This is a genomic window from Halorubrum xinjiangense, assembly GCF_049604745.1.
Classification (GTDB): domain Archaea; phylum Halobacteriota; class Halobacteria; order Halobacteriales; family Haloferacaceae; genus Halorubrum; species Halorubrum xinjiangense_A.
Genome location: NZ_CP187140.1, coordinates 2371614 through 2393375 on the forward strand (window position 1 = coordinate 2371614; position 21762 = coordinate 2393375).

Annotated in this window: 23 protein-coding genes; 8 read left to right on the forward strand and 15 right to left on the reverse strand. The window is 71.5% G+C overall.

Features of this window, described 5'->3' with window-relative positions:
• Window positions 1-79 precede the first annotated feature (79 nt).
• The 8 genes from ACOZ35_RS13125 to ACOZ35_RS13160 all read right to left on the reverse strand — a co-directional run bounded on the left by ACOZ35_RS13125 (window position 80) and on the right by ACOZ35_RS13160 (window position 10051).
• A complete protein-coding gene (locus tag ACOZ35_RS13125) occupies window positions 80-3310 on the reverse strand; it encodes a DUF7286 family protein (RefSeq protein ID WP_424013997.1) in 3231 nt (1076 codons plus the stop codon).
• Window positions 3304-3969 carry a DUF7284 family protein gene (locus ACOZ35_RS13130; RefSeq protein ID WP_424013998.1) on the reverse strand — a complete coding sequence of 222 codons (666 nt, stop codon included), beginning with the start codon at window positions 3967-3969 and terminating at the stop codon, window positions 3304-3306. Before ACOZ35_RS13130 ends, ACOZ35_RS13125 begins: the two co-directional genes overlap by 7 nt.
• A complete protein-coding gene (locus ACOZ35_RS13135) occupies window positions 3960-4433 on the reverse strand; it encodes a DUF7285 family protein (RefSeq protein ID WP_424013999.1) in 474 nt (157 codons plus the stop codon). Before ACOZ35_RS13135 ends, ACOZ35_RS13130 begins: the two co-directional genes overlap by 10 nt.
• Window positions 4434-4439: 6 nt before the next feature.
• Window positions 4440-4940 carry a DUF7283 family protein gene (locus ACOZ35_RS13140; RefSeq protein ID WP_424014000.1) on the reverse strand — a complete coding sequence of 167 codons (501 nt, stop codon included), beginning with the start codon at window positions 4938-4940 and terminating at the stop codon, window positions 4440-4442.
• An 83-nt stretch (window positions 4941-5023) separates the two neighbouring features.
• Window positions 5024-6856, reverse strand: coding sequence for a type II secretion system protein (locus tag ACOZ35_RS13145; protein ID WP_424014001.1), 1833 nt, complete (start codon window positions 6854-6856; stop codon window positions 5024-5026).
• Window positions 6853-8793 carry an ATPase, T2SS/T4P/T4SS family gene (locus tag ACOZ35_RS13150; RefSeq protein WP_424014002.1) on the reverse strand — a complete coding sequence of 647 codons (1941 nt, stop codon included), beginning with the start codon at window positions 8791-8793 and terminating at the stop codon, window positions 6853-6855. Before ACOZ35_RS13150 ends, ACOZ35_RS13145 begins: the two co-directional genes overlap by 4 nt.
• 108 nt (window positions 8794-8901) lie before the next feature.
• The gene (locus ACOZ35_RS13155) at window positions 8902-9366 is read right to left on the reverse strand and encodes a DUF7311 family protein (protein WP_424014003.1); all 465 of its coding nucleotides are present in this window, start codon (window positions 9364-9366) and stop codon (window positions 8902-8904) included.
• Window positions 9367-9373: 7 nt separating this feature from the next.
• Window positions 9374-10051 (reverse strand): DUF7310 family coiled-coil domain-containing protein, encoded by a 678-nt coding sequence (locus ACOZ35_RS13160; protein ID WP_424014004.1) that lies wholly within the window; start codon window positions 10049-10051, stop codon window positions 9374-9376.
• A 74-nt stretch (window positions 10052-10125) separates the two neighbouring features.
• Here ACOZ35_RS13160 and ACOZ35_RS13165 point away from each other — a divergent pair, with 74 nt between their 5' ends.
• Complete coding sequence (locus tag ACOZ35_RS13165; protein ID WP_424014005.1) at window positions 10126-11205, forward strand: tubulin/FtsZ family protein; 1080 nt, start codon at window positions 10126-10128, stop codon at window positions 11203-11205.
• Between the two features lie 52 nt (window positions 11206-11257).
• Window positions 11258-11956, forward strand: coding sequence for a phosphoglycerol geranylgeranyltransferase (locus ACOZ35_RS13170; protein WP_424014006.1), 699 nt, complete (start codon window positions 11258-11260; stop codon window positions 11954-11956).
• Between the two features lie 619 nt (window positions 11957-12575).
• Here the strand turns inward: ACOZ35_RS13170 and ACOZ35_RS13175 are convergent.
• The gene (locus tag ACOZ35_RS13175; protein ID WP_424014007.1) at window positions 12576-13202 is read right to left on the reverse strand and encodes a riboflavin synthase; all 627 of its coding nucleotides are present in this window, start codon (window positions 13200-13202) and stop codon (window positions 12576-12578) included.
• 118 nt (window positions 13203-13320) lie between these two features.
• On the opposite strand from ACOZ35_RS13175, the gene ACOZ35_RS13180 reads away from it, so the two are divergent.
• A complete protein-coding gene (locus ACOZ35_RS13180) occupies window positions 13321-13641 on the forward strand; it encodes a DUF7533 family protein (RefSeq protein ID WP_424014008.1) in 321 nt (106 codons plus the stop codon).
• Window positions 13642-13796: 155 nt separating this feature from the next.
• Here the strand turns inward: ACOZ35_RS13180 and ACOZ35_RS13185 are convergent, their stop codons facing one another.
• From ACOZ35_RS13185 to ACOZ35_RS13205, 5 genes are all read right to left on the reverse strand, one after another.
• Complete coding sequence (locus tag ACOZ35_RS13185; protein WP_424014009.1) at window positions 13797-15158, reverse strand: M24 family metallopeptidase; 1362 nt, start codon at window positions 15156-15158, stop codon at window positions 13797-13799.
• Complete coding sequence (locus ACOZ35_RS13190; RefSeq protein WP_424014010.1) at window positions 15155-16999, reverse strand: UvrD-helicase domain-containing protein; 1845 nt, start codon at window positions 16997-16999, stop codon at window positions 15155-15157. The genes ACOZ35_RS13185 and ACOZ35_RS13190 overlap by 4 nt, the downstream gene beginning before the upstream one ends.
• 106 nt (window positions 17000-17105) lie before the next feature.
• Window positions 17106-17264, reverse strand: coding sequence for a DUF7563 family protein (locus ACOZ35_RS13195; RefSeq protein ID WP_004598729.1), 159 nt, complete (start codon window positions 17262-17264; stop codon window positions 17106-17108).
• 86 nt (window positions 17265-17350) lie between these two features.
• Entirely contained in the window at window positions 17351-17533 is a 183-nt protein-coding gene (locus ACOZ35_RS13200; protein WP_049905922.1) for an HVO_0416 family zinc finger protein, read from the reverse strand.
• Window positions 17534-17642: 109 nt separating this feature from the next.
• The gene (locus ACOZ35_RS13205) at window positions 17643-18326 is read right to left on the reverse strand and encodes a plastocyanin/azurin family copper-binding protein (protein ID WP_424014011.1); all 684 of its coding nucleotides are present in this window, start codon (window positions 18324-18326) and stop codon (window positions 17643-17645) included.
• Window positions 18327-18454: 128 nt separating this feature from the next.
• On the opposite strand from ACOZ35_RS13205, the gene ACOZ35_RS13210 reads away from it, so the two are divergent.
• Genes ACOZ35_RS13210 through ACOZ35_RS13220 form a run of 3 tightly spaced genes read left to right on the forward strand, consistent with a single transcriptional unit; the run spans window position 18455 to window position 19379 of the window.
• Window positions 18455-18805 (forward strand): winged helix-turn-helix domain-containing protein, encoded by a 351-nt coding sequence (locus ACOZ35_RS13210; RefSeq protein WP_007345829.1) that lies wholly within the window; start codon window positions 18455-18457, stop codon window positions 18803-18805.
• Between the two features lie 2 nt (window positions 18806-18807).
• Window positions 18808-19107: a DUF7521 family protein gene (locus tag ACOZ35_RS13215; RefSeq protein WP_007345830.1), complete on the forward strand. Its 300-nt coding sequence runs from the start codon at window positions 18808-18810 to the stop codon at window positions 19105-19107.
• Entirely contained in the window at window positions 19104-19379 is a 276-nt protein-coding gene (locus tag ACOZ35_RS13220) for a DUF7521 family protein (RefSeq protein WP_007345831.1), read from the forward strand. The genes ACOZ35_RS13215 and ACOZ35_RS13220 overlap by 4 nt, the downstream gene beginning before the upstream one ends.
• 20 nt (window positions 19380-19399) lie before the next feature.
• Here ACOZ35_RS13220 and ACOZ35_RS13225 read toward each other — a convergent pair whose 3' ends face one another.
• Complete coding sequence (locus tag ACOZ35_RS13225; RefSeq protein WP_424014012.1) at window positions 19400-19942, reverse strand: CDP-2,3-bis-(O-geranylgeranyl)-sn-glycerol synthase; 543 nt, start codon at window positions 19940-19942, stop codon at window positions 19400-19402.
• 135 nt (window positions 19943-20077) lie between these two features.
• On the opposite strand from ACOZ35_RS13225, the gene ACOZ35_RS13230 reads away from it, so the two are divergent.
• Both ACOZ35_RS13230 and ACOZ35_RS13235 read left to right on the forward strand, forming a co-directional pair.
• The gene (locus tag ACOZ35_RS13230) at window positions 20078-20917 is read left to right on the forward strand and encodes a proline dehydrogenase family protein (protein WP_424014013.1); all 840 of its coding nucleotides are present in this window, start codon (window positions 20078-20080) and stop codon (window positions 20915-20917) included.
• 80 nt (window positions 20918-20997) lie between these two features.
• Complete coding sequence (locus ACOZ35_RS13235) at window positions 20998-21726, forward strand: DUF502 domain-containing protein (protein ID WP_424014014.1); 729 nt, start codon at window positions 20998-21000, stop codon at window positions 21724-21726.
• Window positions 21727-21762 lie beyond the last annotated feature (36 nt).

Sequence of the window (21762 nt, forward strand, 5' to 3'; positions counted from 1 at the left end):
CCGCCACTCGGTCGCCGCGTCTCAAAACGCCTGCGGTCGGCCGCGTTCCGACCGTTCGACGCTCCAATCGGCGGGGTCCTCACGTCTCCATACAGCCGTCTCCCGCTCCCGGGGTCGGGCTCATCGCTCCCGGGCACGGCCAGCCGCCGGAAGTCTCGTCGCGCGTCCCGTCCACGTCGCCGACGCCCGGTGGCCCGGCGGGGACGGCGACGACGACGACCGTCCGCGTCTCGAACGCGACCGGCTCGGTCCTCCCGAGCGCGACGGACTCGCCGTCCACCTCGACGCTGACCGCGCCGGGCTCCCGGACGTACTCGAACGGGCGGTCGGGCGTCCCGACGTTCGCGCGGAGGGCGAACCGGGGATACTCGCCGCGCACCTCGACGTTCCACGCGTTGACCGTCGCCACCCAGTAGCCGGGAACGGGCGCGACCGGAAGTCCCGCCCCGACGGTCCGGACGGGCTTCGGCACGCGCTCGTCCGGCACCGACGCGACCGCGTCCTTCGCGCGGCCCTCGATCGCCGACTCGACCTTCTTCCGGCGAATCGTGCGGGACGCGGCCGTCGTCTTGTCGACGAACCGAGCCGGAACACGGACCGCGTCTCGCCCCGCCTCTTCGCGCGTCTCGACGCGGAGGTGCGCCGCGAGCCCGAGCCGCTCGGCCCTCGACAGAGACCCGACCCGCGCCGCCTCGCTCGCGACGCGATCCGGATACTCGCCGTCGCCGACCGCGACGGCCCTGTCGCCGAGCGAGTCGTACTCGGCCGCGGCGTTCTCAACCACCGCGTTCCGCTCTTCGCGTGAGAGGTCGGTCCGCGCCGCGAGCCGGTCCGCCAGCGCGTCGTCGACGCGTCGCAGCGAGGCGTCGACCCGGCCGGCAAGCGCGCGTCGGTCGGCGCGCAGGTCGTCGTCGTCGGCCGCCGCGAGCGCCTCGTCGGCCGCGAGGAGCGACCGGCCGGCGACGCCGAGACGGACCGTGTCGCCGGTGCCGAGGATCCGGTCGGTGATCCCCCCGGAGACGTCGCTGTACGGGAGCGTGACGTAGTTCACGTTCCGGGTCGCGAGCGGTCGCGTCGTCGTGCCGTCGACGCCCTCGACGCGCTCGCCGTCGACCGCGGTCCGTGGGAGATATCCCGGCGAGCCCTCCGGGGCGAACGTGACGGCGCCGCCCGGCCCTTCGTCGCCGACGCTGTAGGTCCCCGGATCGCGGGCGGCCTCGCGGCTGGCGATCACCTCGCCCACGGGCGGTCCGCCGAACGCGTCGTTCACTCGGTCGAGCACGCCGTCGGTCGCCGCCTTCCTGTCTTCTGACGCCGATTCGAGCTCCGCGATCACGGCGTCGAGGTACGCGACGCGGGCGGCGACGCGTCCCCGGTCGACCGCGCCGTCGTACCTCGAGGGGGCGTCGCGGAGCGCGTCCCGGCGGTCGCGCACGGTCGCGGCGAGATCCCGGTACGGGGTCGACTCGCCGACGGCGGCGTCGGCCATCGACGCCTCAGTCTCAATCTCTCGGACGCGCTCGGACAGCGACGAGACGTCCCTCGCGATCCGGTCTATGTCTCCGTCCGACCGGTCGCCGTACACGACCGTCGACCGCGTCTCGTCGACTCCTTCGACGGCGTTGCGCGCCAGCCGGTCGACGTCGCCGTCACTCTCGACGTTCAGATCCGCCCTCGCGGCCGCCGGGGTGTCCGCGAGGTCCGGCCCGTCGACGTCGCCGCCCTTGGCGGCGCCGAACGTCGCCGTCGGCCTGTCGGGCGCGTCGTCGCCCGGCGCGTACGTCCCGGTCACCGTCACGCGGACGCGGTACCGGTCCGTCGCTTCGTCGCTTGTCACGGCGCGGTCGACGCTCACGTTCTGTACCGTCCCGTTCGGTCCGCGCTCGACGACCCGCCGTTCCCACGTCGCGGTCGCGGCGCGCTCGACGACGACCGTTCGTGTCGCGCCGCCGAACGACACCGACTCGCCGGGCGACAACGTCTCGCCGTCGGTCCCCGTTCGGAGATCGCTCCCGTCGACCACGCGGACATGCTCCGTCCGCGACGTGTCGACCCGTCGCCACGGTTCGTCGAGCAGCGATCGGGGGCGGTCCGGCGTCACGGGGCCGCCATCGGCCACCCGCGTCGTCTCCGTCTCCGCGGTCGCCTCGACGCGGTGGCTCGCCCGCACGATCGATTCGAGGTCGTCGTGGACCTCGGTCGCGGCCCGGTCGGCCGCGTGCCCGACCTCGACCGACGCGGTCCTGCTCGTCGGATCCGCGCCCGGATCGAAGGCTGCGTCCTCGCTCGCCGTCTCGTCGCCGGTCGAGGCCGGGGTTCCCCCCTCTCCGTCCCCCGTGCCTGTCGGCGTCGGCGCTCCGAGGACGGCGTCCGTCCAGGAGGCTTCGCGGACGCCGGTCGGCGACAGCAGGTCGGTCACGCCGGTTCGGGCGGTCGCTCGCGCGACGCCGCCGCGCGCGTCGGGGTCGCTGGTCCCGAACACGTCCCGTTGGACGCGGACGATGCCGGCGTTCGTCGACAGCTCGACGTGGCGGTTCGCGACGACGTTCTCGACGGGAGCCCCGGCGTACTGGCCGTACCCTCGAGCCCACGCAATCGCGTAGAGGCTGGCAGTGACCTGTCGCCCGAGTCCGGGCCCCTCGACGGCACCTCGGTTGAGCCGCCGTTCGAACTGCTCGGTCCGCTCGTGGGCGGCCAGCGTCGGCACGGCGACCGTGACCGTCCGCGATCGCGTCCGGTTCACGACGGTCCGACCGTCCCGCGTCGCGGTCGTCGCGACGCCCGCGAAGGTGACCCGCGTCGCGGTCCCGTTCGCGGCCGGTTCGACGCTGACCCGCTCGCGCGCCGCGACGAGGTCGTCGGCCGAGTCGACCGCCGGGAGCGAGGCGTTCGCCTCGACGCCGCCGACGTCGCTCTCGACCGCGCGCAGCGCCTCCGCTCCGGCGATCGCGAGCCGGACCCGGAAGGCGTCCTCGAAGGCGGACTCCTCGCGGACCGCTTCGGTAGCCGGTCCAGAGCCCTCCGGTGCGCGCGTTACCGGCTCCGCTGCCGTGTCGTGAGCGGCCTCCCGGGCCGCGCTCCTGAGCGCGGCGGTGGCGTCGGTGTCGACGCGCTCGACGGCACGTTCGACGCGGCGGTCCTCGCCGACCAGTCCCTGCTCGGCGAGCCCCGCGGCGTACGCCGAGCTCGTCACGAGCAAGAGCACGCCGACGAGCGCGAAAGGGACTCGTGCCCGCTCGTCGACGGTGAACGTCCGCGCGCGACCCGTGTCCGCGGATCGACCGCGGTCTCGGTTCCCCACGCTCACCACCTCCGGACGACGATCCGAACGACGCCCTCAGACGACCGGCGCTGGTCGCCTTCGCCGCCGAGCCGGTCGGGGATCGGCTGTCGGACCACGGCGACGGCGACGCCGGCGTTTCGCGGCGGTTCGGGGCCGACGATGACTGACACCTCGGGATCGCTCGCGTCGTCCGCTCGGTCCCGCCCGCCGCCGTCGACCCCCCGCGTCGGAACTGCCTCGCCGGCGATCGAGTGCGGAGACGCCGCCGCTCCGCCCCGGGCCGTCGCCATGCTGACCGCCCCCAGCGATTCGCTGTCTACTGCTGCGTCGACGGCGTCGTCCGCGTCGCTCCCGCGGCCGCGTCGGACCGTTACGTCGACCCGCGTCCGCGGACCGACTCCCGCGCGGACCGACTCGACGGCGCTGCGGTCAAACGCCCCGTCCGCGTCGCGGACGGCGACCAGAGCGAGCAGCTCCGCGCGGGTCGCGTGGACGCGCCGCGTGTCGTTCGGCGCGCTCTCGTCGCGGTACGACACGGTCGCGGTCTCGGTGACGAGTCGGTCCGCGGCGTCGGTCGTGATCGGGCCGTCGGGACCGCCGGTATCGGCCGCGCCGAGCGCGACGACGCTCGCGGAGACGCACAGCAGCAGCACGGTCACGTCGAGGACGGTGCTGGTCACCGCCACACCACCGCCCGGAGCGTTCCGCGCACGTTTCGACCCGGCGCCACGCGGACCGTCACCCGCCGCTCGGCGACCGCGACCGCGTCCGGCGGCCGGACCTCCGGCGGTCCCGGCGCGTCAGGCCCCGATGCGGCCAGCCACCGCTCGCCGCCTGCCTCCAGTTCGATCGCGGTCGCGGTCCCCGGCGCTTCGACCCGCCGCATCCGCGCGGGGTCGACGACGCCGCCGACGGTAACCGTCTCCTCGACGCGGTAGAGCGCCGCCCTCGCGTCCGACCGACCGTCGTCCGGCGCTGCGTCCGCGAACGCGCCGGCGTACAGCCCCAGCCCGAGTCCGACGGCCACCACCGCGACGAGCGCGGCAGTCGGTTCCACGGCGGCGCGGTCGGCGGTCGAGAACGTCGCGACAGCTCGCTTCGACGCCCTCGATGTCTCCGATCTGTCCGACCTCACGGGGTCACGTGGCACGCAAGATCACCCCACGAGCGTGACGCGGACGTCGCCGTAGTGGACACGTCGAACCGTGATCCGCTCCGGGGCGGGCGTCCACGTCGCGTCCGCCGCTCGCGCGCGCTCGGCCGCCGCCGCGAGCGCCGCCGGATCGTCGAACGCGGCGTCCGGGGGCGCGCCGGCGAGGACGCGCCGAAGCCGCGCGTCCGTCGTCGCCTCCGGCGTCACCCCCGCCGCCGGCCGGATCACCGGCGTGATCCGCGGAGCGTCGAGCGTCGCCCGCGCAGTCCCCCGATCGTCGCCGAGCGAGACAGACCCCTCCGAGAGCCGGAGCCGCTCCGCGGCGATCCCGTGTTCGGCCGTCGCCGGGTACTCTCCGTCCGCGACCGAATCGATCGTGCGCGCCACGCCGTCGGCGTCCGGCGGCGGCGAGGCGGGAAACGACGCGGCCACGCCGACGGCCGCGACGCTCACGACGGCCAGGCCGAGCCACGCGTACGTGGCGTCGAGGTGCGTCTCGAACATGGCGCGGCTGGCCGCGGCTTGGTATATAAATGATCGGCGCGGGGTCGGGTTCGATCGCGCCCCCGTTCTCCCGCCGTCCGGTCTCAGAATAGGAGCCCGGCGCCGGCGAACGCGACGAGGAACGTCGCGGTGGCCGTCGGCAGCGCGATACCGATCCGATACGCCACCAGTGTCCGGTCGAACCCCCGCTCCAGGCCGGTCGCAAGCCCGGTGAGGAGGGCGGCGAGTAGCAGCACGTACGTCCCGACGATCCGTCCGAGCACCGGCACCGACAGGGTTCCCGCGCCGCCGTTCGCCCCGGCCGCGCTGCTCCCGCCGGCCGCACCGCCGGTGCCGGCGGTCGCTCCGCCTCCGCCGCTCAGCCCGCCGCCGCCGAGCGCGTCCGCCCCCGCGGCCGCCCCGGCGCCGAGACCGCCGACGTCGACCGCGTCGATCCCCGTCGCGAGCGCGACCGTCGCCCCGCCGACGAGCGGAGCGAACACCGCGGCGGTGTTCGAGAGCGTCCCCGTGACGGTCGCCAGCTGGCGGCGCGCGTCGCGTTCGAGGTCGCGCAGGGACTCCAGCTGATCCGCGAGCTCCAGCAGGACGTCGCCGGCCGGCCGGCCCTCACGCGCGGCGACAGCGAGGAGTGCGATCGCGCCCTGGAGCCGGGGCGACGGGACGGCGGCCGCCGGCCCGCCCTGTCCGAGGAACGCCTCGCGGACGCCGACCCGAAGTGTGTCGCTCCGCCGTCCGGCGCGCTCGAACAGCTCGCCGGTCGCGCCGTCCAGCCGCTCGCCGGCGTTCGCGACTGCGGTCTCGACCGCGACGCCCTCCGCCACGTCCCCACCGATCACAGTCATCGCGTCCGGCAGTCCGCGCTCGACGTCGCGGACGTCCGAGAGCACCGCCCGTCGAGGTCGCGCGACGACGAACAGCGCGCTCCCGACGCCGACGCCGACCCCCGCGACCGGCCACGCCCACGGCGCGACTGCCCGCGCGGCGACGACGGCCGCCGCCGCTCCGAGGGCGCACCCGACGAGGAGCGCGTGTCCGCCCCGGTCCGGCACGTCCGGGTGGTCACCGCTGATCTCCGGCGGCGGGAACGCGACCGGGCGGCGGAAGAGCAGCCACGCCGAGGCGGCCAGCAGTCCGGCGGGAAGTGCGACGAGGTACAGCCCGGCGACGAGGCCGGGACCGATCGCGACGCCGGCTGCGGCGCCCGCGGGAAGCAGCGCGATGAGCGCCAGCGGGAGCAGCACGCCGAACGCGTACAGCGCGGAGACCGGTCCCCGGACCGCGCCGACGAACGACGCGAGCCGGTCGGTCGTCCCCGAGAGCGTCGCGTCGAGCGCGCGGTCCAGACACCGGCCGCGGCGCTCCGGCGGCGCGGTCGCCGCCGTCCGAACGAGCGCCGCGGCGCGGTCGATCGCCGGGAACCAGGGGCGCCACTCGCGGGCGAACGCCCGAAGCCCGCTCGTCGGCCCGTCCGCACTCCCCCGCTCGTGGCGGGCGAGCGCCGCGGCCAGCGGTCCGTCCCCCGTCCGCCCGGCGAACCGAACCGCCCGCTCGGTCGAGGGGTCCAGCCGCATCCGCAACACGAGCCGTCCGACGAGCCCCGGCGCCGCGCCGAGCGCACGCGTCCGCCGGAGCGACGCGAGCCACACCGGCGCTCGGTGAACCGCGTGTACCCCGCCGACGAAGGCGGCCAGCCCGGCCGGTGCGGCGGCGACCGCGCCGGCGACGAGCGCTGCGCCGACGGTGACGACCGCGCCGGCGACTGCGCCCACTCGATAGCCGACGGCCACGACGCGCTCGGCGGAGACGCCCCACCCGAGGAACGCGACCGCTCGGCGCAGCTCCTCCGAGACATCCGATTCGTCGTCGCCGCCAGAGCGGAGGGGTCCGTCGGACACGGTCGACCGGGGCTCAGTCATCGGTCGCCTCCGACGTACCGCGCCGGCGCGATCTGCCCCGTTCGAACCGCCTCGCGGACGCGGTCGCTCCGCTGGCCGACGGCCTCCCGAACCGCGGCGTACGATTCGTCCGACGCGGCGAGATCTTCGATCAGTCGGCTCTCGCCGCGATCGATCCGCCCTGTCGCGACGAGCCCCTGCTCGGTCCGCTCGAAGAGCGGATCGAAGCTCACCCCGTCGTCGTGGTCGCCGACTTCGACGATCGATTCGACGCGGTGATCGTCGAGGACCGCGATCAGGTCGGTCGCGGCGAACGACGAGCGGGCGACCCCGAGATCGGTGACGACGCGCTCCTCGACGGCCGCCGGGTCCTCGCCGTGGATCGTCCCGAGGACTGTCTCGCCGGCGGCTCCGACGCGCATCGCCTCGTACAGCGCCCGCGCCTCTTCGCCGCGAACCTCGCCGACGCTTATCGCGCCGCCGCCCATGCGGAGCGCGGTTCGCACGGCGTCCGCCGGCGCGAGCTCGGCGCCGTCCCCGACCCGGAGCCGCTGGGCGTCCCGCCCGACGTCGGCGAGCGCGTCCACGGGGAGTTCCGGCGTGTCTTCGATGACGATCGTCCGGGTTTCGGCGGGAAGTTCCCACAGCAGCGCCCCGAGCGCGGTCGTCTTGCCGGCCGATCGGCCCCCAGCGACCAGCCCGGTCACGCCGCGCTCGACGGCGACCGACAACAGCCCCGCCGCCGCGGGCGTGAGCGTGTCGACGGACACCAGCCGAGCGAGCGTCCACGCCTCCGGGTCGCCGCGGCGGAAGGTGAACGTGAGGCCGTCGCTCGCCGGGGCCGTGGCCGCGGCGACCCTGACGCGACCGGTCTCGGATCCGATCGTCGCGTCGAGCGTCGGCGTCGCCCGCGAGAACGCCCGCCCGCTCTCTCGCCGGAGCCGCGACGCGAGGGTGGCGGCCCCCTCCGGCGGGAGCCGCACGTTCGTCCGACACCGTTCGCCGTCGAGGACCACACGGAGGGGGTTCTCCGCGACCGGCGCCGTCACCGTTGCGTCGCTCACCCGATCGTCCGCGAAGACGTGTTCGAACGCGCCGTAGCCGTGGGTGTGTCGTCGTAGGACCTCGGTCAGGTCCGCGACCGGGTCGTCGTCGTCCGCCACGGACCGTACCGCTCGCCCGGGCGCCCTGTCGCCGCCGCGGGGGTCGTCGAGCAGCCGGTCGCGTGCGGCGGCCAGCGTCGCCACGCTGTCGGCGTCGAGGTCGGCGCTCGGCGGCGTGAGGTGGTACGTCCTGAGGGAGGCGTCGCCCTCGTAGAGGCGGACGGTCGCTCCGGTCGAGACCGTCCAGCGGTCGACCAGCGTCGCGCCCGGCGGCGGCGCGGCCGCGACACGCGCGGTCGCGGCCGTCGGTCCGACGTGCGCCCGCAGGTACTCGTTCAGGTCGCGGTCGATCTCCGCTCCCTCCACGTCACCCGTGAGCTCCTTGGCGGCCGACAGCAGCCCCGTCTCGGTCGCGATCCGCCTCGCGGGACCCGCGCGTCCGGCCGCTTCCGCCGCCGCGCCGAGCGGGTCGTGGGCCACCCGGTCGGCGAGCCGCTCCTCGTGGAACCCGATCCGCTCCCGAAAGCGTCCCGCGGCGATGAGAAGATCGGCCGCGCGGTCGGCGTAGGAGCGCTCTCGCCCACGGTGTCGAGTCCTGATCACGTTCGCGTCCCGGTCGGTGAGCGCCGCGATAACGGTCGCGAGGCAGTCCGGGCTCGCGGCCAGGTCGCCGCGTCCGGGACAGCCGTCGGCGTCGACGTCGAGCACGACCCGGTCCTCGACGCCCGTCCCCACAGGCTCGAGGAACGTCGGTTCGCATCGGCACCCGCCGGCGTCGTCGTCGACCCACGGAAGCCGCCGGAGCGGCGTCTCGCCGTCGTCGCCGGCGATCCGCTCGGTGAGACCGAGGTTCATGGCGGGCGTGGTCGCGGTTTGATATATAAACGATCGCTTGGGCGTGCCCTCCCGGTTCCCCTCTGTTGACCGGAACTCTCCGACGCGACGGGTTCCGATCGACCGGTGCTACCCAACCCGACGGATCCGGACCGTCGGCCCCTCGTCGTCGACGTACCGGATCCGGATCCGGTTCGCCCCGCCCGGCCAGAGCTCGATCGGTCCGCCGACGAGGTCGACGGCCGTCTCCGCGGGCCCAGTGCCGACGCGGAGCGTGCGTTCCGGCCGGTCGTCGATCCGATACGCGAGTGCGACGCCGCCGGGCCGGTCCGGCGGCTCGACGAGCGCGACGCGGTCGACATCCGCCGCGGCGAATCCCGTCGGAACTCGCAGGAGGACCGTCGTCTGCGCCGCCATCGCGGGGTCGCTCACGGGCGTCGACCCGGCGACGACGCCGCCGATCGCCCGCTCCAGCCGGTCCGCCTCGGCGCCGATCCGCTCACCCGTCGTCGCGGTCCGGGCCGTCTCGACCGCGGGCATCGATGCCGCTAGCAGCGCGACCGCCACGAGGACGGTGAGGACCACGCGGATCACGGTGCGCTCACAGCGACTCCCGGAGCCGGTCCAGCGCGTCCGTCGCCCACGCGCCGTCGTCGCCGTCTCCGTCGTCCTCGTCGCGCTCGCCGTTGCCGGTTCGCGGTCCGGAGGTCGGCCGGTCGTCCGGCAGGGCGGCGTCGAGGGCACTCTCCGACGGAACCGCACCGCCGGGACCGTCCCCGTCTCTCGCGCCTCGATCGGGCTCGCGGCTCCCGCCGTCTTGACCCGTCCCGTCGCTGGCGATTTGACCCGCCCCGTCGCTGGCGCCCCGACTGGCCCTGTCGCCCTGGCCGTCTCGGCCGCTCTCTCGCCCGGCCTCGGTCGCCCGCGCGAGCGCCAGGTCGGCTCGGCGCTCGACCTCGCGGTTGACGGCCCTGACCGCCCCCGCGTATCCCCGAACTGCCTGCGTCGCCGCCTCCAGCTCCGCGACGCGCTCCTCGAGGTCGTCGAGCCGCGATTCGAGCCGCTCGCGCTCGGCGGTCGCCTCCGCCTCCGCGGCAGCGTCCGCCGGGCGCGCGTCGGTCCCGGTCACTGCGCGCTCGACCGCGCTGAGCCGTGCCTCGATCCGATCGCTCGGATCGTCCGCTTCGTTCGCTCCCGCCGTCGCCTCGGTTTCCATCCCCGTCGGCGCCGTCTCCGTTCCCGTTCTCGACGGCTCGGCGCCCCGCGCGTGATCGGTCATGCGACCCGTTGCCCGCGGTTTCACTCTTAAACCTCGGGGAAAGGGTATTGTCGTGGGGGCTGGTACGTCCCCGCATGAAGGCAGTCCTCCTCGGCGTCGGACAGGCGGGCGGCAAGCTGGCGACCGCCCTCGCGGAGTTCGACGCCGACGCCGGCTACGGCGCGGTCATCGACGCGCTCGCCGTCAACACGGCCGCGGCCGACCTCGACCCGCTCCCGCTCGAAACGGTCCTCGTCGGGCAGTCGCGCGTCAACGGCCACGGCGTCGGCGGCGACAACGAACTGGGCGCGGAAGTGATGGACGAAGACGCCGTCGAGGTGTTGGACGCGCTCGCGCCGAAGGTCACCGCGGAGGCCGAGGCGATCCTCGTCGTCGCCGGGCTCGGCGGCGGGACGGGCTCCGGCGGTGCGCCGGTCCTCGTCCGCGAGCTGAACCGGGTGTACGACGTTCCGGTCTACGCGGTCGGCATCCTCCCCGGTCGCGACGAGGGGACGATGTACCAGGTGAACGCGGGGCGGTCGCTGAAGACCCTGGTCCGCGAAGCGGACGCGACGATCCTCCTCGACAACGACGCGTGGCGCTCCTCGGGGGAGTCCATGGAGGGCGGCTACGAGGCGATCAACGCCTCGATGGCGAAGCGGATCGGGCTCATCCTGGCCGCCGGCGAGGCGGTCGAGGGCGTCGGCGAGTCCGTCGTCGACACGAGCGAGGTGATCAACACGCTCCGCGCGGGCGGGATGGCCGCGGTCGGGTTCGCGTCGGCGCCCGCGGCCGAGGACCCGGAAGAGAACGTTACCACGGTGACGAGCGCGGTTCGTAGCGCGGTGATGACCGGGCTCTCGCTGCCGAGCGCCACCGACGCCGACGCCGCCCTCGTTGCGGTCGCAGGCGACCCGGACCGGATCTCCCGGAAGGGCGCGGAGAAGGCCCGGAAGTGGCTCCAAGAGGAGACGGGGTCGATGCAGGTCCGCGGCGGCGACTTCCCGCTTCAGTCCGACCGGATCGCCGCGCTCGTCCTCCTCGCGGGCGTCGAGCGCTCACAGCGCGTGGAGGCGTTCCTGGAGCGCGCTAGGCAGGCGGTCCGCGACGAGCGCGAGGAGAAGCCCGACCCGGCGGCCGCGTTCGAGAACGACGCGCTCGACGACCTGCTCTGAGCGCGGCGTAGGTTCCGCACCTTTTTGTTCTCGCCCGGTGGAGTCTCGCCCGATGACCAACCCGTGGGACGACTGGGACCACGTGCTGAAGGTCGACCCCGACAAGGACCTCCGGGCGGGCGAGACCTTCGAGGACGTCTGCCGGACCGGGACGGACGCGATCGAGATCGGCGGGACCCTCGACGTCACCGCGGAGAAGATGACGCGCGTCGTCGACGCCGCCGCGGAGTACGACGTGCCGCTGTATCAGGAGCCGTCGAACCCGGGCGTCGTGATCGACTCCCCGGCGCTCGACGGCTACCTGATTCCGACCGTGTTCAACGCGGGCGGCCCCTTCTGGATCACCGGCGCGCACAAGGAGTGGGTCCGCATCGACGACCTCGACTGGAGCCGGACCCACACCGAGGCGTACATCGTGATGAACCCCAAGGCGTCGGTCGCCCAACTGACGGAGGCGGACTGCGACCTCACCGCGGACGACGTGGCGGCGTACGCGAAGGTGGCAGAGCGCATGTTCGGCCAGGAGATCGTCTACGTCGAGTACTCGGGCACCTTCGGCGACACGGAGAAGGTCGGGGCCGCCCACGACGCCTTAGACGACGCCACCCTCTTCTACGGCGGCGGCATTCACGACTACGAGTCGGCCAACGAGATGGCCGCCCACAGCGACGTGATCGTCGTCGGCGACCTGCTCCACGACGAGGGCGTCGACGCGGTCCGCGAGACGGTGAAGGGCGCGAAGGACGCCTAACCACCTTTTTCTCGTCGGGTTCCCTCGCTCACTTCGTTCGCTTCGGGAACCGCTCCTCGAAAAACCTGGTGGGAAAAAGCCGACGGCTCGGCGTTCGCCTCGCCGTCGGTGAACCGCTCGCTTCGCTCGCGGATGCTCTGTGCGGGAGAGACAGTCGATTTGCTGGACCGAGTGGACCGGCGATGCGGTCGGCGCGTGCCTCCGAGCGCCTACCGGGCGCGAGGAGCACGCGCGAGGGACGCGGCGACCGAAGGGAGCCGCGAGGCTGGGGAGGTGTGAGGCTGCGGTGCTGTGCGGTGCGGGGCGGGACTCAAAGGGGCAGCTGGGAGGCGGGCGCAGGCGACGTAAGGACCACAGGGAGCGAGTGAAACGAGCGACCGAGGACCGCAGCGAGCGTGCGCCCGCCTCCCGGCTGGGGCTTTGGAGATGTTCGCGGTGGATCCGTACTCGACTATTTATAAACGAGCAGCTGGGGTTTTGGTGGTGTTCTCCCCTGATCCGGATTTGACTATTTATAAACGAGCAGCCGAAATTTAAAAATGATCTCCGTAGTCTCGTCTCCGGAGTCACAAAGCCGAGCAACCAGAAATTTCGAGACGCCGCCTCGCCGCAACAGCGTTCACGCGTACCCGTCTAGCATGTTCTCGACGTACTTCGCGATCACGTCCACCTCCAAGTGAACCGGATCCCCGACCGACTTCTCCGAGAGCGTCGTCAGGTCGTAGGTCGTCGGGATGATCGCCACGTCGAACTCCCCGTCGCGCTTCTCGGCGACCGTCAGCGAGATGCCGTCGAGCGTCACGGAGCCCTTGTCGACGAGGTACTCGGCGTGGCCCTCGGGGATCGCGAAGGTGAATCGCCAGTCTTCGCCGACGCGCTCGATCCCTCGGACCTCGGCGACAGTGTCGACGTGGCCCTGGACGACGTGGCCGTCGAACCGCCCGTCCGCGGGCATCGCGCGCTCGACGTTGACCGCGTCGCCCTCCTCGACCCTCCCGAGGTACGTCTTCGCGACCGTCTCGCTCGCGAGGAACACCGAGAACCAGTCGCCGCCGTCGCTGTCGTCGCCGCCCGCGTCGCTCGATTCCCCGTACTCCTCGACGGTCAGGCAGACGCCGCTCACGCTTATCGACTGACCGTGGTGGAGGTCGTCGAACCCGTCGACGCCGATCCGCAGCCGGAGTCCGTCGTCCGTCTCGGTCCGCTCGCGGACCGTGCCGGTGTCTTCGACGATGCCGGTGAACATACCGGAACTGGGGGCGGACGACGGTTATCGGTTCTGGGTCCGGGCGGACTCGCTCCCGGTCGACCCTCCGTCGTCGACGCCGCGTCCCTTTTGCCCCCCGGGGATCAACGGACGCTCGATGCGACTCGGACTGCTGGACATGATCGGGCTGGCGGCATCGCTCGTCTTTGCGCTGCCGCTCGCGAACTACGCCGTGATCCGGCTGGTCGCCGGCGAGGTCGCGCTCGGCGCCGGGCTGCTGGTCGTCGCGGTCGCGATGGTCGTCCTCCCGCAGTACTTTCTCGACCCGGCCCGGATCGCCCGCAGACTCCTCTCAGGGCTGTTACCCCGGCAGCTCCGCGCTGATTCGGACGGTACGAGCGCCGGTCGGAAAAGCGATGACGACGAGTCCGAGGCGGCCGACGCCGCCGCGGTCGACGGCGGCGACGCGCCGAAGTAACGCGCCGAGGTCCCGCGCCGAAGCACCGCGCCGAGGTCCCGCGCCGAAGCACCGCGCCGAGGTCCCGCGCCGAAGCACCGCGCCGAGGTCCCGCGCCGAAGCACCGCGCCGAAGCACCGCGCCGAAGCACCGCGCCGAAGTACCGCGCCGCCGAGTCAGGCCGAGTCCGATTCTGGAACGATACCGAACGGGTACTCGGCCAGTATCTCGTACCCGTCGTCGGTGACCAGGATCAGGTCTTCCAGCCTGACGCCGCCGACGTCAGGGTCGTAGACGCCGGGTTCGACGGTCACGACGTGGCCCGGTCGGAGTTCGCCCGCACCCGACAGCGACGGCCCCTCGTGGAGGCTCACCCCGACGCCGTGGCCGGTGCCGTGGGTGAAGCCCGCCTCGCCCTCGCCCGCGTTCGGCTCGAAGCCGTACGCGGTGAGCTCCGCGGCCGCCTCGCCGTGGACGGTCTTCGCCGGGACGCCCGGTTCGACCTCGTCGAGCGCGGCCTCGCGGGCGGCCTCGACCGCGACGTACGCGCGGCGCTCCCACCCGCCGTCGCCGTCGACGACGAACGTCCGCGTCACGTCGCCGTAGTACCCGTCCGGGCCGCGCGGAGAGATATCGAGCAGGACCGTCTCGCCGGGCCGGATCGGGTCGTCGCCGACGTAGTGGAGGTCGGCCGCCGAGGGCCCGGCGCCGATCACCGTGTTGCCGGCGTCGCGGACGCCGCGAGCGGCGAGGGCCTGATTCACCTCGCGGCGGAGCCGTTCGGTCGTCAGCGGCTCGCCCTCCCAGCGGAGCGGGGGTCGGCGGTCATCGCTGGACCGGTCGTCGGCCGCGCTCTCGTCGTCGGCCGCGACAACCCCGCTCTCTGCGAGGACCGCCTCGGCGCGGGCCATCCCGGCGACCGCAGCGCGCTGAACCCGTCGGAGCCGGTCGACCTCGGCTGAGGTCTTCTGGGCTCGAGCGACCGCGACCGCGTCCGTCGACGTCAGGTCGTTTCCCGCGCGTTCTAGGTACACCGCGGCGTCGTGGGGGATCGAGGCGGGTACGAGGACGGTCGGATCGCCGCTCTCGTCGGATCCGTCGGTGAGTCCGTCCACGACCGCGGCCGCGCGCTCGCCGGCGTGATCGCCGACGTCCTCCGTCCGGACTTCGCGGACGACGTCGTCGTGAAACTCCGCATCAGTGTCGTCGGTCAGCTCTGCGCCCGCGTCCTCAGTCGCATCTGCGGCCGCGTCGCGGGCAGCCGCGACGAACTCCTGCTCCGCCTGTTCGCGGAAGAGCGCGGGGGCACAGAGGACGGCGCGCCCGACGGGCTCGTCCGGAACGACGACCAGCGCGTACGGCCGGTCGGGTCCCGAAAAGCGCGTCAGGTAGCGCAGGTCGTCGTTGAAGCGGTCGCCGACGGCGACGAACGCGGCCGCGTCGGCCTCGCGGACCGCCTCGACGATCGGGCGGAGGTCGGTCCGGAGGGGGCGGCGGTCCCCTTCGGCGGCTTCCGGCGCCGCGTCCTCCCCGTTCACGGCTCGGGCTCGGGGACGGCCAGCTCCGCTTGAACCTCCTCGACGAGCTCCTGGGCCGGCTCCTCGCGGAGCTCGTTGAACAGGAGGACGCTGATCGGGAGCGTCGGCGCGCCGCTGATGAGGCTCTCCATGATCACGAGCCGCTCGCGGGCGCGGGACATCCCGACGTAGAAGACGCGGCGCTCGTTGTCGGTGAGGACCGGGACGGGGCTCGTCGCCTTCGTGAACTCCTCGACGCCGTCGACGTCGGTCGGGTCGTCGATGGATGCCGCCATCTGCTCGACCACCTTCTCCGTGAGGTCGGTCGCGACGAACACGTGGTCGGCCTCGCGGCCCTTCGCGGAGTGGATGGTGCCGACGCGGACGCGGGTGGGGTCGGCGCCCTGATACTCGCCCTCGAAGTACGCGCCCATCGACTTGCGCTGGAAGCTCGTCACCTTCCGGACCATGTCGTCCGCGCTGGCGGTGTCCGGCATGAACGGGATGTACTCGCTCAGCGTGTCGGCCGCGATGTCGATGTCGGCGATGTCGTCGGCGTCGGCCGCCTCCTCGCGGTCGTCGAGGAAGTCGTAGAACTCCTCGCGGTCGTGGGTGCCGAACGCCGACTCCTGGAGCATGTCGGCCAGCCGGCGCGCCTCTAGGCCGGTGACGGGCTCGTCCGCCTCGGCCTTCTCGATGGCGCTGACGTAGTCTTGGACCCGGTCGGTCCACATCCGCCCGTCGGTGAGCATCGTGAACGGGATGCCGTGGTCGATGAACTCGTCGATGAAGTCGAACATCTGGTAGCGCGCCCGGAACAGGCACATGATGTCGCCCTCGTCGTCCTCGACGGTGTACCGGACGTTCCGGACGAGCTCGATCATCGAGGGCGACTCGATCGCCTCGACGGTGCCGCCCTCCTTGCGCGGGTGGAGGTCCTTCTCCTGGCGCTTGTCGATGTGGCGGATCTCCGCGTTGACGACGTTGAGGATCTCCGAGGGGAGCCGGTAGGAGTTCGGGAGGACCACGTCCTCGTCGACGTCGGTGTCTAAGAGGAGGTCGGGGTCGGCGCCCTGCCACGCGTAGACGACCTGGTCGTCGTCGCCGGCGATGAGCACCCGATCCATGTGCGGGCGCCACTCCTCGAAGACGTTGTACTGGAGCGTCGTGATGTCCTGGAACTCGTCGATGATCAGGTAGTCGACGCTGGGGACGAGCGAGCGCTGCGCGACCCGTTCGAGCATGTCAGCGAAGCCGACGAGGTCGTTATCGCCCTTGTACGCTCGCCACGCGCGGATCGTCTCGGGGATGTCGATCCGGTCGTCGTCCGAGGGCCACGTCGGGGTGTACTTGTTCCCCTGCTGGGCGTTGGGGTCCTCCTCGGGCGGGAGCCGGACCTCCTCGACGTTCCACTGGAAGGGGACGTCGTACCAGTCGGCCACGTCGCGCTCGGTGCGCTGGAGCCACTGCGAGGTGGCGATGATCTTGTTGCCGATGGTCGTCGACCGGGCGGTCCGGCGGCCGGCGCCGCCGTGCTGGTCCTCGAACTCGATGCCGTACTCCTCGCAGAACGACTCCTTGTCGTCCTCGCCGACCACGTCGCCGCGCGAGAGGTCGAGCAGCTCGTACGCCTTCGCGTGCATCGTGCTCACGTTCCCCTGGAGGCTGCGCGGCGAGACGTCGAGCCGCTCGGCGAGCCGTTCGCGGATCTCCGCGGCGGCCGCGCGTGTGTACGAGACGACGAGCACATCGCGGACCTCGGCGTCCTCCGCCTCGAGGATCTCTTCGACGCGGTCCAGGAGCGCGGTCGTCTTCCCGCTCCCGGGCCCCCCGAACAGCCGCGTCACCGTGGTATCAGTCATTGTTACTCCCTGATTCCCGCTCTCCTTAAACGCCGTGGCTCGGCGATCGTCGACTCCGTCCCCGGTTCGGTCCCGCCGGCGCGGCGTCTCATCGCTCGCTCGGTCGTCAGCTGCTCCGCGTCGCGCGCGCTTCGCGAACGTCGGCGCCGTCGCGGACCATGTCCTCGCAGGCCGGACAGACGCGGGGCCGATCGACCTCGTTCGGGGTGAACACCCGAACGTAATCTGTCGTGACGAACGAACCGCAGTTCTGACAGGTCGGCATGGTACCAACTATCGGGTAATTCCACATAATACTACCGGGGAGTATGACGGAAAGAAAATCCGCGGACCGCGGCGGCGCCGCGGGCGTCAGTTTGGCCGCCAGTCGCAGACGGAACACCGCGCGGATCCTTCCTCGTGGAGCGCACCGCACTCGGGACACTGAAGCTTGTTATAGGATCGCTCCCAGTCGACGATCTCTGTCTCGTGGCCGTGGTCGGAGAGGAACTCGTCGAACACGTCGTCGTCCGAGCTGGGTGCACTACTGGACATGCGTGTGAGTGAATGACACGCGAGTATAAATATCTTCTCACCGTTCCCATCTCGCCGTCGAGACGCGGACGAACGATCGATACCCTCGGCGAAAAATGGGTGATTCCGATCAGTCGTGCCCGTGTCCGAGGGCCTCGTTACACATCTCGTTGAGTTCCGCAATCTTCTCGCGGACGGCGTCCGGCTTGTCCGCCGGCGGGTCCTCGAGCGCGGGTTGCCCGTGTGCGTCCGGCTCGCCGACGATGACGCTGCCGATCATCCCGCCGGTCTCGTGGGGAGCGCAGTAGTAGTGGTAGACGCCTTCGGTCTCGAACGTGTGCTCGAACGTCGCTCCATCCTCCGAGAGCATTCCACTGTCCCAAGCCTCGGCCCCCTCCGGAACGAGGCGTGGTTGGTCGTTGTCCGGGTGGTACGCCGCCGCGTTGTGACTGCCGCTTCCGAGGGTCCACGTGACGGTCCCGCCGGTCTCGACCCTGGCGACGTGTGGTTCGAAGTGGGTCCCGCCGTCGTCGGTCGTCACCATCTCGACCCCGGCGGTCGGCGTCATGTCACCGACGCCCCCGTGCCCGTCGTCACCGTGTCCGCCGTCGTCGTGGCCGTCGTCGCTCTGTTCGTCCCCGCCGTCGTCGTGGCCGTCGTCCTCGTCGCTGTGATCCTCTCCTTCAGACGTATCGGTCGATCCCGAGCCCGACTCACTGCTGCTCGCGCTCGAACAGCCCGCGAGACCGACGGCCGCAGCAGCGCTTGACAGCTGTACCACCCGTCGACGCGTGTAGTGTGCCCGGTTTGTCATCGTCGGATACCTCTGCACCTGAGAGTACACGGGGGAGTATCATAGACGGCTATCCTGTTTTGCGCCGCGCGCAAAACGGCTCATATATTACAACTCGACAGGAATTATCGGTATCCGGAGGGATCCCTGTGTCAACAGACGGTAGCAACGATGAGCTCCTCGAACTCCTCGGCCAAGAGCGCGTTCGACAGGTTCTGGCCGCGACGAGTCGCGGGCCGCTGTCTGCCAAGGAGCTCAGCGATGAGTGCGATGTCGCACTCTCGACCATCTATCGGCGAGCGGAGGAGATGGTCGCCCACGACCTCTTGGTCGAACGGACACAGATCGAGCCGGACGGGAGTCACCACAGCGTTTTCGTGGCGAACATCGACCACCTCGACGTCGACATCGACGACGGTAAGATCGACGTCTCCGTCCACGTCCGCGAGGACGCTGCACAGCGTTTTTCGCGCATCTGGAGCGACATCAGGGAGCTATAACCATGCACATCGAACTCGTCATCGCGAAGCTCATTACGGTCGGATTAGGGCTGTTAATAACGAAACAGGCGTACAAAGGCTACAGATCCTACCGGAGCGAACCGATGCTGTACGTGGCCATCGGATTCCTCTTTATCACCGTCGGCTCGGTGCTCGAAGGGATCCTCTTCGACGTGGTCGGGCTATCGATCTTCGTCGCGGGGACGATCCAGACCGGTCTCGTCGCCGTGGGGATGCTCGTGATCCTGTACTCGTTACACGGCCAGTTCTCCGAACCGTCGAGCGGGGGTGATACACCGTGACCGGCGACTGGGCGGTCGTCTTGACGCTCACCCGTGCCGTCCTCCTCCTGTTGGGACTCGCCACTACCGCTGTCAGTTTCCGTGCCTATCTCCGCGAGCGGACACGCTATCTCCGCGACGCGACGATCGGGTTCGCGTTCATCACCTTCGGCGTTCTCATTGAGGGGTTCCTCTACCAGCTCACCGCCCTGACGCTCACCCAGGTCCACGTCGCGGAGTCCGTCGCACTGGCTTGCGGGTTTCTCGTCCTCCTTCGGTCCTTTCTCCGCTGATCCCGGCTCCCGAGTCGCGCCTACCACGGCTCGTTCTTAACGCCGAGCGCGTACGCGCCGACGTTCGTGACGACGTGGAGGACGGGGGTCATCACGAGGACGACGGCGAGGACGCTTGGCGTGAACGTCGCCAGTGCCCAGTCGGTGTCGACGAGGAAGACGAGCCCCAGCGCGCCGACGACGAAGTCCAGCTGGTCGAGCCCCGGGAACGCGGCGCCGCGCTCGCGCCCGGACCGGCGCTTGAGGAACGAGGCGCCGATGTCGCCGCACATCGCGCCGAACGCGAGCGCGAACGCGGCCGGGAGCGCGAACGTCGGAAGCTCGGCGCCGAGCGCGGCGCCCGCGGAGTCGGCGAGCGCGTTGAGTCCGAGCGCGAGCAGGACGCCAACCAGCGTCCCGACCGCGGTGCCGCGCCACGTCTTTCCGTCGCCGAGCAGCCGCGCGCCGCGCCACTCGCGGCCCCCGTCGATGGGGCGCCCCCCGCCGGCCAACACCGCGGCGTTGTTCGGGACGTACGCCGGGAGCATCGCCCAGAACGCGGTCGCGACAAGTGTACCGATCATACCTCCACGGGCGGCGCGCGGCGTGTTATAAACCCCGGATCGGGCTCTCGGTCACGCTTATAAATCCCGATCAGTCTCCCGGTCACCGCCGCCGGGTCGGCAAAGGTAAAGTTCGCCCCGTCCGGAAGCTACGATATGATCCCCCCTATCGCCCGGCGGTTCGTCGCCGGCGAGAGCGTTCCGGCGGCCCTCGACCACGCGCGCGCCGCGAACGAGGATGGCGTCGCGGTAATCCTGAACCTGCTCGGCGAACACTACGACGATGCCGCGGGCGCCCGCTCGGACACGGACGCCTACCTCCAGCTGCTCGACGATATCGCCGACAGCGGCCTGGACGCCTGCGTCTCGGTGAAACCCTCCCAGATCGGGATGGACGTCTCGGCGGACCTGTTCGAGGAGCACTACCGCGAGATCGTCGCGCGCGCCGACGAGCTCGACGCGTTCGTCTGGTGCGACATGGAGGACGCCGACACCACCGACGCCACCCTCGACGCCTTCGAGTCCATCGCCGCCGACTACCCGTGGAGCGTCGGCCAGTGTATCCAGTCGAACCTGAAACGGACCGCGGACGACCTCGACCGTCTGATCGACGTTCCCGGCAAGATACGGCTCGTGAAGGGCGCCTACGACGAGCCGTCGTCGATCGCGTACACGGACAAGGCGCGCGTCGACGAGGCGTACCGCGACGACCTCCGGTTCCTCTTCGAGCGGCGCGACCGCGGGATCGCGGTCGGCAGCCACGATCCCGAGATGATCTCGCTCGCGGACCGGCTCGCGCGCGAGCACGGCGCCGACTACGAGGTCCAGATGCTGATGGGGGTCCGCGAGGACGCCCAGCGCGACCTCGCCGCGCAGGGTGTCGACGTCTACCAGTACGCGCCGTACGGCGACAAGTGGCTCTCGTACTTCTACCGTCGCGTCCGCGAGCGCAAGGAGAACCTGACGTTCGCGGCCCGGGCGGTCTTAGGCCAGTGATCGTGGGGGTGCCGGACATCTCCTCGTCGCCGCCGCGTGGAAGCGCTCTTAAGGATTGCCGACAGATACCCACGCGATAGATGTCCACGTGGAAACGCGACTTCGCCAGCGGCCTCATCGTGCTGGCGCCGCTCCTCGTTTTACTGCTCGTCCTCCGCTGGATCTACCAGTACATCGCCTCAATCCCGCTCATCGAGGGGCTCCAGCCCGAGGTCATCCCGGCGCCGTTAGAGCCCGTCTCCCGGGTGGTGATCGCGTTCGCGGTGTTCGCGACCGTCGTCCTCGCGGTCGGGTACTTCATGCGGACCACGCTCGGTCGCTTGGCGGAGTCGGCCGTGGACGACACGATAAACCGGATCCCGGCGCTCCGGGTGGTGTACAACGCCTCGAAGCTCGCGATCGAGACCGCTATTTCGGGGACCGATGAACTCCAGAGCCCGGTGTACATCGAGACGTGGCCCGGGATCCGGATGACCGCCTTCCGCACCGGGAAGAAGACTCGCGACGGCAAGATCGTCTTATTCATGCCGACCGCGCCGAACATCACCACCGGCTTCGTCATCGAGGTCGAGCCGGAGCGGATCGAGGAGACCGGCGAGACCGTCGAGGAAGGGATGACGCGGGTCCTCTCCGCCGGGTTCGCGGAGTCGGCTCATCAGGTCCCCGTCCACGAGGAGAACCCGGGCGAGGGCGACGGCGCGGACACCGCCGACGGGTTCGGACACGTCCGGACCGACGGGACCCCCGGCGACGGGGACGGCTCGGCGGCCGAGGGACGGGGGTCGGCGAGTAGCGGTTCTGGCGAGTAGCGGTTCTGGCGAGTTACGATTCGGGTGAGTAGCGGT